This is a genomic window from Shewanella sediminis HAW-EB3, assembly GCF_000018025.1.
In the GTDB taxonomy this organism is placed as follows: Bacteria; Pseudomonadota; Gammaproteobacteria; order Enterobacterales; family Shewanellaceae; genus Shewanella; species Shewanella sediminis.
The window spans coordinates 2,442,221-2,457,458 of record NC_009831.1; the positions used below are offsets into that span (position 1 = coordinate 2,442,221).

General features: G+C 44.9%; 12 protein-coding genes. 4 read left to right on the forward strand and 8 right to left on the reverse strand.

The window, feature by feature from the left end; translation table 11 throughout:
• Positions 1-2: 2 nt before the first annotated feature.
• From thiH to SSED_RS23630, 3 genes are all read left to right on the forward strand, one after another.
• Positions 3-1,127 carry a 2-iminoacetate synthase ThiH gene (thiH, locus tag SSED_RS10475; RefSeq protein ID WP_012142362.1) on the forward strand — a complete coding sequence of 375 codons (1,125 nt, stop codon included), beginning with the start codon at positions 3-5 and terminating at the stop codon, positions 1,125-1,127.
• Positions 1,128-1,351: 224 nt separating this feature from the next.
• The gene (locus SSED_RS10480; RefSeq protein WP_012142363.1) at positions 1,352-1,621 is read left to right on the forward strand and encodes a flagellar basal body rod C-terminal domain-containing protein; all 270 of its coding nucleotides are present in this window, start codon (positions 1,352-1,354) and stop codon (positions 1,619-1,621) included.
• Positions 1,622-1,626: 5 nt separating this feature from the next.
• Positions 1,627-3,066, forward strand: a complete 1,440-nt coding sequence (locus SSED_RS23630; protein WP_012142364.1) for a putative metalloprotease CJM1_0395 family protein — start codon at positions 1,627-1,629, stop codon at positions 3,064-3,066.
• 27 nt (positions 3,067-3,093) lie between these two features.
• Here SSED_RS23630 and SSED_RS10490 read toward each other — a convergent pair whose 3' ends face one another.
• From SSED_RS10490 to cmoA, 8 genes are all read right to left on the reverse strand, one after another.
• A complete protein-coding gene (locus tag SSED_RS10490; protein ID WP_012142365.1) occupies positions 3,094-3,993 on the reverse strand; it encodes a LysR family transcriptional regulator in 900 nt (299 codons plus the stop codon).
• A 307-nt stretch (positions 3,994-4,300) separates the two neighbouring features.
• Positions 4,301-5,395 (reverse strand): DUF3541 domain-containing protein, encoded by a 1,095-nt coding sequence (locus SSED_RS10495; RefSeq protein WP_012142366.1) that lies wholly within the window; start codon positions 5,393-5,395, stop codon positions 4,301-4,303.
• Complete coding sequence (locus SSED_RS10500) at positions 5,349-7,097, reverse strand: transcriptional regulator (RefSeq protein ID WP_012142367.1); 1,749 nt, start codon at positions 7,095-7,097, stop codon at positions 5,349-5,351. Before SSED_RS10500 ends, SSED_RS10495 begins: the two co-directional genes overlap by 47 nt.
• Positions 7,060-8,022: an alpha-L-glutamate ligase-like protein gene (locus SSED_RS10505; protein ID WP_012142368.1), complete on the reverse strand. Its 963-nt coding sequence runs from the start codon at positions 8,020-8,022 to the stop codon at positions 7,060-7,062. Before SSED_RS10505 ends, SSED_RS10500 begins: the two co-directional genes overlap by 38 nt.
• A 2-nt stretch (positions 8,023-8,024) precedes the next feature.
• Positions 8,025-9,536, reverse strand: a complete 1,512-nt coding sequence (locus SSED_RS10510; RefSeq protein WP_012142369.1) for a UUP1 family membrane protein — start codon at positions 9,534-9,536, stop codon at positions 8,025-8,027.
• Between the two features lie 11 nt (positions 9,537-9,547).
• Positions 9,548-10,291, reverse strand: coding sequence for an ATP-dependent zinc protease family protein (locus SSED_RS10515; RefSeq protein WP_012142370.1), 744 nt, complete (start codon positions 10,289-10,291; stop codon positions 9,548-9,550).
• A 98-nt stretch (positions 10,292-10,389) separates the two neighbouring features.
• Entirely contained in the window at positions 10,390-11,382 is a 993-nt protein-coding gene (cmoB, locus tag SSED_RS10520) for a tRNA 5-methoxyuridine(34)/uridine 5-oxyacetic acid(34) synthase CmoB (protein WP_012142371.1), read from the reverse strand.
• 103 nt (positions 11,383-11,485) lie between these two features.
• Positions 11,486-12,217 (reverse strand): carboxy-S-adenosyl-L-methionine synthase CmoA, encoded by a 732-nt coding sequence (cmoA, locus tag SSED_RS10525; protein ID WP_012142372.1) that lies wholly within the window; start codon positions 12,215-12,217, stop codon positions 11,486-11,488.
• 146 nt (positions 12,218-12,363) lie between these two features.
• Between cmoA and SSED_RS10530 the strand changes: the two genes are divergently transcribed.
• The gene (locus tag SSED_RS10530) at positions 12,364-15,162 is read left to right on the forward strand and encodes a transporter substrate-binding domain-containing protein (RefSeq protein ID WP_012142373.1); all 2,799 of its coding nucleotides are present in this window, start codon (positions 12,364-12,366) and stop codon (positions 15,160-15,162) included.
• The last annotated feature ends 76 nt before the right edge of the window (positions 15,163-15,238 follow it).

Consider the following 15,238-nt stretch of genomic DNA (forward strand, 5'->3'; position numbering starts at 1 on the left):
TCATGAGCTTCTTCTCTTATCTGCAAAACCTTGATCGGGAGAAGCTGAAGCTCAGGCTCTATTCGACAACCAGAGATGACGTTGAAAGGGCACTCATATCACCTGTAGGTTCACTCGACAGCCTATTGGCCTTACTTTCCCCTGCGGCAGAAGATTTTCTAGAAGAGATGGCGCAGCGATCAAAGGCCCTGACAAGGCAAAGGTTTGGCGCTAATGTCGGTATGTATCTGCCTCTATACCTGTCAAATTTATGTGCTAATGAGTGTGATTATTGCGGTTTTAGCATGAGTAACAAACTGAAAAGAGAGACCCTGAGTCTTAAAGGTATCGATGCCGAGATGGCCGTGATTAAAAAATCTGGCTACGACTCGATACTGCTGGTTTCGGGAGAACACGAAACAAAAGTCGGAATAGATTATTTTAAAACTGTCCTACCGAGAGTAAAACAAAATTTCAGTTACCTTGCGATGGAAGTTCAACCGCTTAAGGAGAGCGAATACTCTGATTTGGTCGGCTTAGGGTTAGATGCGGTGATGATCTATCAAGAGACTTATAACCCGAATACCTACGCAAAACATCACACCAGAGGTAAAAAGCGGGATTTTGGCTATCGATTGGGTACCCCGGAAAGAGTGGCCAGAGCCGGCGTCGATAAAATAGGTATCGGCGTGCTACTGGGTTTAGATGATTGGCGCTTAGATGCACTGCTATTGGGCCATCACCTCTCTTATCTCGAGTCCAGGTTTTGGCGTTCTCGTTACAGTGTCTCATTGCCCAGGTTAAGGCCCTGCACGGGAGGTATCACTCCCAAAGTAGAGTTGACAGACAAAGGCCTGGTTCAGTTGATTTGTGCGTTCAGACTGTTTAATCAACAGCTTGAGATCAGTCTTTCTACACGTGAGTCTGCACAATTACGCGATAATTTGTTTGAACTTGGGATCACCAATATCAGTGCAGGAAGTTCGACTCAACCCGGTGGTTATGTTAAGCCGGATACTCAGTTAAACCAGTTCGATATTAGCGATGAACGATCGGCGCAAGAGGTGGGTGCTGCGATCAAGGCCAAAGGCTTGAACCCGGTTTGGAAGGACTGGGAGTCGGCGTGGGTCCCAACTCATTCTGCGTGACATGTGGGGGTTTTTCATAGTTATGAAAGTAGAGAGCTCTCTCCATATTCTGTGCGTGTGACAGGGAGGTATAAAGGCAGAGGTCATTGGCTTCAAATATAATACTGATCATGGTTACAGTAAATATCTTTGCTTACCTTATCTTCAGTAACAGAGGGTACTGTACTTTTTACTGTCAATGGTTAATAATTGACCATAGGACTCAGTTTTTTGGAGCAATAGTTATGCAAATCCCCCCCAGTTTATCCTCTGGACTATCAGGATTACAAAATGCGCAGTCTGGTCTGACTCAAGCTACGGTAGATGTGGCCAAGCCTGCACAGCCTCAGCCTGACGCAAACCTGGAGGCTGATGCTACCAGACCCGTTGAAAATGTAGATAAGACAGAAGCGTTAGTTTCAGCAATTGAAGCGAAAAACCAAGGTGAAGCCGCGGTTGAAGTGTTAGAAACCTCTTCTGAGACTATCGGCACGATTATCAACCTTGAGGTGTAGTCATTATGTTAGGCGTCATCTCTTCGCCTGATATTCAGCGAAGGCAGGAACAATCGTTACCTGCTTCGCCTTCTGTTACTTCAGCTTCGCTTACCTCAGTATCATTAAAGAGTGATTCAGCGACTCACTCATCGGCTAGCTCTTCAAATAGCTCAACGATTGCATCCTCTACGGTAACCCGCTCATCCGTCGGACCCAAGCCAGTCAAACCTTTCAGTATTCAAATGTCGCCAGATACCGTTGGTCTCTCCCCCAATGTTTTTGCCCCGGTGACAAGCTCAGCGGTGCTCACTTCTGATGTCACATCGCCTGAATATTCCAGACCGTTAGCAGTAACCGATACAGATTTAGCCTCTATAGGTGCTAATGCATTAAGCGTCAATACGAGCCAGTCTCAGGCTGTGTTTAGTCTTGCGCTCGGCCCCTTGTCAGTCGCGGGTTTAGTCAATGCGCAAACCTCCGCCTCGGTTGTTGGGTTAAGCGAGCCTGTCTTTAACCCACAATCAAGCTCTCAATCGGCTGAAGGTTCTGAGAGTCATCCGATTTTCAACGATATTTATGCAACGCCAGTTACTAATACCGACAGCAATGTCGCTACAGATACCCAAGCCACACCGACAGCTGGCGACGCAAGCGGTAAGCCATCAGATAAGCCTGAAAGTGTTGCGCAAAACATTTTTGCAAAAGAGCCTCCAGCTCCGGAAGAGAAAGTGACGGGTTCAATTTTTGAACCCTCCGATATTAGTAAGAAAGCATTCGAGGAGCAGGGCAGCGATAGTAATGCGGTTGTCGAGCAACAAATTTTGGCAGAATTGTCAAAAAGAGATGCGCAAGTCAAGGCTCATGAGCAGGCTCACTCCTCTGTGGGAGGGAATTTGGCTCAGAGTCCACAGTTCAGTTACGAGCAGGGGAGTGATGGTAAGAGATATGCCGTCGATGGTGAAGTGTCCATAGATATCTCTATTGTGCCCGGTGATCCTCAAGCGACGATAAACAAGATGAGGCAGGTATATGCGGCGGCTATGGCTCCGGCTAATCCGTCGATGGCCGATATCAGAGTTGCAGCCGATGCGATAAGGAAGATGAATCAGGCACAATCGGAACTGGCTGAGAAGAGGCAGAGTGAAGTCATGTCAATTAAAGATATGGCCCCTCTGATAGATGCGCAAACCATCATAGATGGTTTTACCCCGCCAGAGCCTCCAGAGATGACGATAGCTGGAGAGGTCGATGACACGGGAGCCATTCGAAGACCGCAGCCCGAAGAAGATAATGTGGTGAATCAAACCATAGAGACGATAAACGGGCAGTTAACGGCTTCGTCTGAACCCGTATTTGAGCTATTGACCAGTAAAGATCAGATTGAAGGTTATCTCACTAAGACCTTACTCGAAAAATACCTGCCCGTTAATAACGCCTCCGGCTCCTTGAGCTTTAGCGTTTAAACCCTTTAGCGTCTAGACCTAAGCCCATTAATTTTCATTCTTGCAATGCTGTTCCATAATCAATTGCTCTAGCCGCTCACTTGCCGGACCTTGCCTGTCTCTGTTGGGGATGATCAGACTCATCATGACCTTTTTATGGCTACTTCCCTTGAGGCTGAGTTGACTTAATTCTCCTGTTTCGATTAATGAGTCCACTAAGTGCTTCGGGACCCAGCAAAAACCGATATTGCGGTTTAGTATGGCTAACGCTTCATGGAAATTTGAGACGGTCCACCTCTGTTCAGCCTTTAGCCAGCCAAGATCGATATTAGATCCCTGCCCGGTGTCTTTAATCACGATTTGAAGGTGCTGGGCTAATGTCAGATCATCTTCAATATTAGGTTCACTGGCCAATGGATGTTCCGGGTGGCAGACTAATAAAAAATCTAACTCGCATAAGGGTTCACTGAGAACGCCTTTAGGTGCAACACCGCCAGAGATTGCAATATCGACGAGTTGATCTTTAATCAGCTCATGTGTGCCTGTGATAACGGAGTCGACAATCGTTATGCGTGTCCCCCGGCTCTCTGGCAGGAAGTCCGATAATGCATCGACCAGCTTGTCCATCGGATAGATGATCTCTCTTGCAATGGTGAGACTCGGCTCCCAGCCATTCTCCAAATTATTTGCGAGTAATTCGAGTTCTGCCACTGATTTAGTGATGTGGCGTGACCGTCTCAAGAGTACTTCGCCTTGTTCGGTGAGATAGGCTTTTCGACCTTTGACTTCTAGCAGTTCTATACCTAATTGCGCCTGGAGTTTTGCCACTGCATGATTCAGCGAGGATTGACTCTTATTGAGTTTAGCTGCTGCTTGCGAATAGCCGCCATAATCGACGACCGCTTGTAATGTACGCCATTGTTCGAGTGTTGATTTGGCTCTATCCATAATTAACTCAATCCACTTCTCTAAATATCATCTGATTTCGGTGCTTATAATGTCTACAATAAGGTTTTGTTCTGTGCCAACTATTTGGAATACTCCATTAACTCTACCGGAACCTCATTAACCTCATTAACCTCAATAAAAGCAACCATCAAGCCTTCAAACCTAGCCGTTGTCGGAATGCTTAAGTGGTTGAATTTCATAGGAAGTCCTAATGGGTAAAAATTCAAGCGTATAACAATGACCTGATATCCATCAGGCCATCGTTGTTATGCTCTTGGGAGTAAAATCATCTTGCAGGCAAAGGTGATCACGACTTTTCTTTGACCTGTTTAGGCAAGTATTTTTTCGTTGCCTTAAGTTGACCGAAGTAGGGACCTTTATGCAGTTTTTCGGGCCACTTGAGCAACATCATGGCTAATACATTTCTGTGTTCCCCCATCGCTAGAGCGGGATTTCCCATCGGGGAGGGAATGATCTGCTCCTCTTTATCGAATGCATTAATGATATGTTGTTGAGTCAAGGCGACAACAGGATTATCTGAAAGCCCTGCAAGATGAAAGCTAATACCGACTTCGGCAATAATATCATCTGTGGCATCTTTCAATATTCGGTCGATATTGGCTTCAAAATAGTCAAGGATCCAGGCGAACTCCTTAGGACTGACGTCATGCTGATAGTATTCACTGGCAGCAAAAATGAAGTGAGTCATGCCGTAGAGTTTATTACGATACTGTTTCTTATTTAGCTTATTGTCTTTGTTATCCGGGTAGACAGATATAAATGCTTGTTTATAGGGCTCTAAATAATCACCAACGCCCAGTTGTTTAGCCCAATAGACATAGTTAATAAGTTGAGCCGCCCAAGATTTTATCATCGCCTTATCGGTCAATCCCGCTTCAAGTTCCGCTTTCTTAAGGGTCTTGATTAATTTGTCATGACAGGGGCCGGTTAAACCAAACTCATCGATACGACTCGAGAAACGTAGAAGGACGTCCGTATAAAATAAAAACTCAGGAAAAGGTTCGAGGGCTTTTTTTCGTGCCTTTGCTCTCGGGCCTTTTCCCAGTACAGAGATGGCTTTTTCTGCTTCAGACTGAATAAAGTTTGCCTTGTCTAAGTTGCAGGCGTAAAAATTCTGGGAGTCGCTGACCGCGTAAAGGTCGACAAGCGCGGCATTGGCATACTTTTCGTCGCCAGTCATGCGATACATTCTAATACCATAGTGCCCCTGTATTCTGGGGGGAAGTTGGTACAGGTGTTGCTCTAAGTTATTTTTGATCCCATAAAACACTTCATCTTGAGGTGTAGGGCTCGTCTTGCTGGTGGTTACTTCTGAATTAGCAAGAGTACCAAAGCTAAAGAGAGCAAGTGATAGGACGCTGATTTTTAGGAAGGGTGGCATCATGTATCCTTTTAATTAGAGAGTTGGCATCGATGGGTGAACCTAAGAGTGTCTCAAGTCTCTGCTCCAGACGCGAGGAGGGTTCATTAATCATAAGTATGTCAAAAACTTTGTATTGTTCCTGACAGTTTTTGGTTGTTTGATAAACAAAGTTGGCCAGAGACTCTTGCCAAACATCTTGATAATAAATTGGGCCTTCTTCGGCAATGGCAAAGAAGTTGTAAGCATAATTTTGTGATTCACTCCAGGCTTGCCCGAATGCGCGAATAAACTCATCGCTCAGATTGGGATAGAGTGTTGGTTCTGTATCGGAGTAAAAATTGAGTGCGACCTTCGCTCTAAAGACCTTTAGCTGTCGACCGTACGACGCTAATTTCTGCTCACGACTGTTGTCATCTAAAGAGAGGGAAATAGCATCTGTAAGGTAATACTCTAACCAAAGCCTACCTAATTTAGAAGTATCTCCCGTTTCACCTAACGCATTGATAAGGTAATGGTGGCTGCTGGACGATAACGTAGCTAAGACTGTTGCCGTAGCTTTAATCAAGGCTTGCTGCTCTCTGTAGCTATTGAGCAGAGGCTTAGATGATATTTGCATCTGTCCAAATTGGTTCCCAACAACTGGAAATCGCAGAGTCTGTGCACGAATATAGGGGGCTTCACCTAAGAATATGTCACCTAATAATCTGCGCCTGTGCCACACTCGATGAATATTATCTGTCACTATTTCAACGTGAAAGCCGAGTGGTTCAGCGGCCTTATACAAACGGGTTAGCATCGAAACCGAATCTAATGGCGCTACCTCGGTTATCCTGCTTTGGCTGAGGCTGGTACCAAACTGCCAGGGCGGCGAGTCTACTCGTCTAGTCACAGAATCCAAATAGGCTTTTACAAGTTCCGGTTTTGAAAGAAACTGTTTTGATAGTGAGTAGCCGGTGTGATCCCTGAAGCCTGCTTGAGCCGCGCTCTCGTTTCTTAATCGAGCGATACGGGTTAATGCTTCTGCGTTCTTTTCACGGGCACGGCCCTGGTAGGCATTCCAAACAAGCTGTTGGCAACGTGAGTCTTTTTGTTGTATCAAATAAGCCGCGATATTTTTGTCGAAGGATTTGCTTTTAGTTTGCAGTACCGCTTTCGTTTCTTTTCCCTGGTTTATATCACAGTGAGTATTGCCGAACTGCAATGTTAACGCTTGGGAGCGTAAGCCTAGCTTCACCGCGGCTTGTGACGTATGAAGTTGAGATTTGTGGGGTAAATTGGCGTTATCATCGACAAGATCACTCCAGCGTAAACTTAATTGAAGCAGCTCTTGGTTGTCTTGGTTTTCTTGGTTATTGAAGCTGAGTAGCTGAGCTAATGCGGGTGACGCTAATGTCTCTGCCATCAGATCGGCCAGGTGAAGTTGGCATTGCAGTAAACTTTCCTGGTATTTGGGTGATATGGCCATGCTTTTATAGTATCGCAGGCGATCTTTGACATTAAACAGCCCCAACATTGAGGCCTCTAATGCACGGCTCTTGGCTACGGCATCTTCAATATCACGCAAGGGATTCGGCGACGAGATAAGAACTGGTTCAGGTGGTTGCAGCTGCAGGCACTGCTCAACGAGCAAGGGGAGAGGAGATACGGCGGACAGAGCCGCCGAATTGACACTTAGGTAGAGACTAAAGCTGAGCGCTATGAGCAAAATGCTTTTTGGCATATTCGACACGTTCATCCACAGTCATATTATGGTTACCCAAAGAATCGACATGATCCAGGTAGGGTAAAATCCCCCGGTTATTGGCGATCTGAATCGCAAGACCCGGTCTGGCATTAAGCTCTAACAGAAGTGGTCCCTTGACTTTATCGAGTACCATATCGGTACCTAAATAACCCATCTCACTCATTTCATAGGCTTTAGAAGCCGTGTGAAGCAGGAAGTCCCAATGGGGGACCTGTATATCGGTTAATATCTTATTGGTATCAGGGTGTAGCTCGACCGGCGTGTCAAACTGAACCGCATGCAGCCCCTTTCCTGTTCCAATATCGACACCGACGCCTACTGCACCTTGGTGAAGGTTAGCCTTACCATCGGAAGCCGCGGTGGACAGTCTGAGCATTCCCATGACAGGAAATCCCTTATACACGATCAACCTGATATCCGGCACACCTTCATAGGAGTAGCCATCGAAAACCGGATCGAATTGAATGAGTCCTTCGACGATGGCCACATCCGGTGAACCACCTAATGAGAACAAGCCGCTGAGAACATTTGAGACGTGGCGGTACACCTCACTTGGCCCCACTTCTTGGCCGTTAGGCTTATAGTAACGACCCTCTTCGACCTTGGTTATAACCAAGATCCCTTTGCCGCCAGAGCCTTTAGAGGGCTTGATAACGAAACCATCCTCTTCGAGAACCATTGTGGGGATCTCTTCGATTTCATGTTGCTCACGCACCACGCCAATTAATGCCGGAACGGCAATATCATTAGCAATTGCAAGTTGTTTAGTCGTTAATTTGTCGTCTACCCGCTTATAAAACTTACGAGGGTTACAGCGTCCAATATAGTCAATATTACGCTTATTCATACACAGCACGCCTTTTTTACGAAGTGCTGAGGGTTTGGTAAATGACAGTCTCATGACTACTCTCCGGCCAATGGCTTAAAGCGTCTAAGCTCTAGCAAGCGGTAACCTGTATATTGACCCATCAACAAGACCACGGCCAAAATTACCAGGTGAATGCCTAAGAAGTTAAATACCCAGTGTTGTACCCAAGTCGCACTCATTGCCAGATAAGCAAGTGTTGCAACGAATAGACTGCCGCCACCTTGTAAAACCACCTCTTTAGGACCTTCCTCTTCCCATAATATAGACATTCTTTCTATGGTCCATGCGAGAATAATCATAGGGAAGAAGGTGATGGTTAAGCCCTCACTCAGACCTATCTTATAAGCGAGCAAGGTAAATACGCCAATAATTCCTATGACGACGATAATGACAGCCGATATTCGTGATATCAGCAGTAAGTTAAGATCCGATAGGTATGAGCGTATCATCAGGCCACAGGCAACGATCAAGATGAAGCCAACAAGACCGGTTAGTAAGGTTGTCTGGATAAACGCTAATGCAATCAATACCGGCATAAACGTCCCTGACGTTTTTAGTCCGACGATGACACGCAAGAAAACCACCATTAGCACGCCAATAGGGATCAATAAAATCCCCTTGAACAGGCTTTGCTCTTCCAGAGGCAATTGATAGAGTGAGAAGTCTAGCGCATCCTGGTTATTCATCACATCCAGAGAGGTTGCCAGTGCCGAGCGGGTATCTTGAAGCATCGAAAAGTTGACTTGGGAGTTTACGCCACCAATGACATCGAGTACCGATTTACCCGAGCGGTCCCAAAGTAACAGATTTTCATCACGACCCTGAGTACCATTAGTTGGGTCGAACAGGTGCCATTCTCCATCATTATAGACTTCGACAAAGTTGCTCAACTGCTGTCTGCGACGTTGATCTTCAAGAAACAGACCACTCACTTCCTGAGCGGGTATCCCTTTGCTTTGGAGCATATGCAAAAATAGCTTATTGGGAGAGTTGCTGCTTAACAGAAGTTCAATATTCTGGCTTCTCTCCTGGGCATTCAAGGCTTTGTTCAGCTGTTGAGCAAAAGATAGATTAGTTGCACTCTTTGCCCAGACCTCTTGTGTCGCCTGCTCCGCCGCGGCCTGTTCAGTTGCAGGCCAGATATAAGGTTTTGGTTCAGAAGGTTCTGTGCTAGCGATGACCTTAGTTGACCCGGTCGGAATGAGGGTCACCTTGTAGTAAAGGTCTTGCTGCCCCTGCGCCGAACGGACAGACCAAATTGCACGCCGGTCAGATTGGTCGTTAGTATCTGTAATTGATAAGCCATAGCCCGGTGATGTTGCATTTTCGACAAGAATTTCGAATGCAGGATCGTTAGGCAGTGAAAAAGAGACCTCGGCAGGGTCGCCAGTGCCTTGAAATTGCACCTTGGCATCGACAGCCCAACTTTGAACTTGCTTACCGGGCAGGAAAGGCACTTTATGTTCTACGCCACGATAAACGCTCGCAGTGATCCCCAAAATAAATAGCAGTGCAACGAGTATGTAAAAGGGTTTCTTAGAATGCATCAACTAAATTCCTATTTGTTTACGACCGTGGCCGTCTTCTTTTTTCCATGAACATAGGTTTGCCCTACATCGACAACTGCAATGTCTTGCATAAATTTACGACCGAGTAAGAGTGGAAATTCTAAGTGACTGCGATCAACCAGGTTTAGATCGGTTTCGGCTTTATACTTTCCTATCTTCAGGTGAGCATGAATAACCGGACGGCGATCGCTTTTTTCATCAGAGTCTTGTTTTATTCGTACAAAACGTTCGACTTTTGATTCGAATGTTTGCGCTGGAGCCTCGGCTCCATCGGTGAATACATCGAAGCGGACCCACTGTTTTCCATCTCTCTCGAAAAGGATGATATTTCGTGCGTCGAGTGAAGATGATTCGGCACCTGTGTCTATACGGGTATTAAAATTAGCTTTAACCTCGTCAATATAGACATTCTCTTCCGCTCCGAGCAGGAATTTACCGCCTAGGGGGGAGGGAGGACAATCCATTGGGACTGGAACAATGGTCTCCTTAGGTTCGATACTTATCGTCGAAATCTGAGTCTCGAGTGCTTTTATTTGCGCAGATAACGCTGTAAAACCTGTAGTTTGAGCTTGTTTAGACTCATCGATTGCGTTGACAAGATCTGCCTGTTGTTTCGCCAGACCAGACTCTAAAGCCACAGCATCGATAGGCTGAGGTGCATTTTCTGCTGTTTTAGTTGCTGCACAACCCGCTAAGGTTGAAATCACGGCAATACAGATTATCTGCTTTAACATAGTGCTTCCCATTTACTATTGTATTCAGTACGTGTGATATCGATCTCTTACTTAATCGATTCAATGGTAATCATTACCAAAAATGTGCCAAATTAATTTTAAGTTAAATCTTTATTGGGTTGATTCTTCGTCGCGATAAACGTCGCTCGTTTAGGCGCCGGATAACCTTCGACGGTCAGATCTACGTTGGTAGGATCCAGGTAATCGACTAATGACTCATTGGGCATCCAATCTGTGCTTCTCTGTTCTGCCAGTGAGGTGACATCGATATCTACACATTTAATATCAATAAAGTCTGCTTTTTTTAGCCAAAGTTCTAATGCGGCTGCCGAAGGAAGAAACCATACATTATTCATCTTGCCATATCTATCTTCCGGCACCAGAACAGTATTTTCATCACCATCAATGACTAAGGTCTCTAAAACTAATTCACCACCTGTTCGCAATTGGTCTCTTAGTTGTAACAAATGATCAATAGGTGAGCGACGGTGGTACAAGACCCCCATTGAGAATACGGTATCGAATGCATCCAGTGGCGGAAGCTCTTCGATTCCTAATGGTAGTAGATGAACCGGGTGGTGATCGCCGGCTAGGCGTTTGATTGCTTCAAACTGACAAAGGAAAAGCGTGGAGGGATCGATGCCTACGACATGTTTGGCTCCTTCACCCAACATACGCCACATATGGTAGCCACTGCCACAACCCACATCTAATACGGTGCGATTGTTTAATGGAGAGAGGTGTGGAAGGATGCGCTCCCATTTCCAGTCTGAGCGCCATTCAGTATCGATATCGATACCATGTACTGAGAAAGGCCCTTTGCGCCAGGGTTGAAAAATACGTAATAGGTTTTCGAGTTTTTCCCGTTCACCTTTAGCCAGCTGCTGTCCGGAACCAATAGAGACGCTGTTTTTCAGGTCGATGATATCAGGGGTTGGATAATGTAACTTGTTCAGCACTTTTTCCCATTTAGGTAGGGTGCCATGCTTATGCTCACGTTGCCATTGCCCTAAAATGGCGGGAAGGGTTTCTAACCAATGTTGTAGGCTGGAATCTGCAATTTGTTTATAGAAGGAGCTGAAACTGATCACTTTATTGTCACCCTAGGTAGCTGCAAAATTGAAGCAATGGTATTTGGTTGATATTCGATGAATGATTTTAATTCATCTCATGGCATGATTCTATGACTACCAATTACTTAATGGCAACCATGGATGCAAAATTAAAGCATTGAAACCACACGTTAAAATGTTTGAAGCCTTGTTTTTTTAGACGAGCTCCATGCTGCTCCAAGGTATCTGGTTTCATGACGTGCTCTAAAGAACTGCGTTTTTGGCTGATCTCTAATTCACTGTAGCCATTGGCCCTTTTGAAATCCAGGTGCAGATCCACCAGTAATGACTGTATAGACTCATCTTCAAAGTTTAGCTTCTCTGAGAGAACTAAGATCCCACCGGGTCTGAGTCCTTTATAGATGTTACTTAATAGGCTATCTCTATCTTTAGGGGCCAGAAACTGCATCGTGAAATTAAGAACGACCATAGAGGCGTTTTCAATCTTGATGTCCCTTATGTCACCGCAGACGAGATCGACTGGTGTTTCACTAACATAGGCACTAAGATTTTCTCTGCAACGCTGGATCATCGACTCACTGTTATCGACGGCAATAATTTTGCAATTACGATTATCTATGTGTCTGCGGATACTGAGTGTCGCAGCGCCAAGCGAACAGCCGAGATCATATATATTGCTGTCTGTGGTGACATATTGGTTAGCAAAATCACCGAGCGTGTTGATTATTTGACCATAACCAGGGACTGAGCGTCGGATCATGTCGTTGAAAACGCCGGCTACTTTCTCATCGAATTGAAAATCGCTTATGTTTTCATATGCTTGAGCATATATCGTGTCTTGGGATGTGTTCATTTGATTAACATGGGTAATTTCAACGTTTTATTCTAACGAATGATAGTTGCAACCAGCAAGTCTAGTACTGGAAATTTATCATAAAATTTTGTCTAATAGCTTACCTATAACAAGATTTTTACATGAGCGACGTTTGGGAATAGCATTTGAAATCATTTATTAAGCTTCTGTCATTTTTGCTTGTCTGCTTTTTTGCCTCCGGACTCTATGCCGATGAGGGCAAACCGTTGGTCTTAGTAATGGGAGAAGATAGTTACCCTTACCAGTTTGTGGATGAGAAAGGTGAGCCCCACGGAATTCTTATTGACTTGTGGAAAGCCTGGAGCCAACAAACGGATACTGAAGTCGTTTTTGTATCACGGCATTGGCATGACTCACTCAAACAACTCTCTCAGGGAGATGCCGATGCTCATGTTGGTTTAGCTCAGACTTCAGTGCGTTCAGAGATATTTGATTTCGCTGGACAGATATCCCAAGTCAGAACCTACCTTTATCTGCATAAAAGCCTCTCCGACAGAACATCATTTTCAGATCTTATCCCCTATCAAATTGGTATAGTGTCAGGTTCCTCTCACGAAGCCGAATTGCTTGCTCTTGAGCCTAGATTATCCTTTAAACGCTACAACAGCCGTCACAGCTTATTAAAAGGGGTAATTGAAGGAGAGGTGCATGTTTTTGCTGGAATGGAAGGCTACCTTAAAGACAATAACCTGAATCGACAGGTCGTCAGCCTTTTTCCCATAAAGAACCGACTCTTGATAAAAGAGTCGCCTCTGCATCCGGCTGTTATCAAGTCAGATTTAAAGACTGTAGATAAGATAAACTTAGGATTTGCGGCAATTTCCAGTAAGCGTTTTGCTGCGATAGAGGAACGTTGGCTTGGCATTAATCAGCAAAAAAGAGGGATAACGGTTGCGACAACACTCAATATTGAACCTTTCGTCTCTCTAGGAGGTGATGGGCTGCCCCATGGTTTGTATGTGGATATTTGGCATCTGTGGTCTGAAAAAACGGGGATCCCGGTCTTCTTCTCGACAGGAGATATGAACAGCTCACTCGATGATGTTCGAATGGGCAGCGCCGATGTCCATATTGGCTATCCAGAGAGTGACGCGCTTAAGAGTGGCCTACTGAGAAGCCAATTATTGTACAAGGTAAAAAGTCGATTATTTAGTTTCGGTCATTCAATAGATAACTTAGATGCACTCGCCGGGACACTTATAGGTGCGGTACCGACGTCTCCTTACCTTGGGAAGTTAAAACAGGCCGTTCCGAATACACAACTCAAACTATATGATTCTGTAGCGTCTATGATCCAAGCGGCGAGAGAGGGGCATATCAGCAGCTTCGTCGCATCGTCTGCATGGACCCAACATTATCTCGTTTTGAATCATGCCTGGTCTGAGTTTCATCAGTTTGATGACCTTGAATTTGAAACCGATATCTTTGTGTTAACCCGACCCGAGAATGTGGGGTTAGATAAACGTATCAAGGCGGGCTTCGAGTTAATTGGTCAAAATGAATTGGCTGAAATTGAACAAAAATGGATGCTTAACAGTAAAAATCGGGTATTCGATGTTGAAAATTCGCGATTGGAATTCTCGCTACCACAACGAGACTATCTGGCATCTGTAGGTGTATTAAAAGTGGGTTATCTGAATAATTGGAAACCAATGGAATATGCCGACTCAAACGGTGAGTTTTCCGGAATTAACAGTGAAGTTGTAAAGCTTATCTCAGATAAGCTTAATTTGAAGTTAGAAGCTGTCGTTTATGATGAATGGCAGGATTTGATCACAGCACTACTCAATGGTGATGTTGATATTGCCGGCAGTGTGGCTGAGACTGAGGAGCGAAAGAAGAAACTACTCTTCAGTGATCCTTACTGGCCATCGCCATGGGCCTTGGCGACACCAATAGATCGAGTATCTGTATTTCATATGCAACAGTTAGCGGGTCAAAGGCTGGCCATCGTCGAAGGTTACCAACTTGTATCCGATCTAATGAGCGCCGATTATGGCCTGGATTTGTTGATTGTTGCCGATACACGTGCTGGCCTGAAGGCCGTATCAGAAGGGAAAGCCGACGTTTTCGTCGAAAAAGTCATCAATATGGCCGCTGAACTTAAACAGGGTGATTATGGACAACTCAAGATGTCCGTATTGGCAGATTTTTCTGACCAGCACAGTCACTTTGGGATCCATCCTGATAAAGCAAAATTAGTTCCTATGATAAATATGGCAATCGGCACGGTAAATCAGCAAAAACAGCAAGAGATCTATCAAAATTGGGTTAAACAACTACCTCTTGCACCAAAAGCATCGCTAGCTGAGACTTGGTGGTTTTTTATCTGCTTCCTTACACTCGCTTCGATAATGTTCCTCGTTTTATTCAAGTATCGAATGGGACAAGAGATCAGCAAAAGATTAGTGTTAGAAGATAAACTTAATCATCTTGCTAACCATGATAGCCTTACCCAGTTACCTAACCGCTCACTGTTAGATGATAGATTAGAGCAGGCTGTGCTTCATCATAGCCGGGACTTAAGTGCATTTGCTGTACTCTTTGTTAATATCGGTTGTCTCAAAGAGGTGAATAAAAAGCAAGGTCACAAGATGGGTGATAACTTGCTCATCAGTATCACACAAGAGTTGCAACAGTCGGTTAGAAAATCTGATACTGTGGCAAGGTTCGGCGCAGATGAATTTGTTATTATATTGAACCGAACCAAAGATCTGGACATCGTCTGCCAGGTCGCCGAAACAATCTTAACTAATTTAGCAAAAGATCTCGTTGGCGACATACCAGCCCAAGATGTGAAGCCAAGTATTGGAATTGCTATTTACCCCGCGGATGGTGATACGGCTGTCGAGTTATTAAAAACAGCTGACAAGTTAATGTACCGCGCGAAAAAAAGTGGTGGAAATTGCTATAAATCATCGTGATAATGCATGTTAATTTGTACGGGCCCAGATTGCTCGGGAAAAGAACTGATTGATACTTCGCCAACTAGTGGCGTAG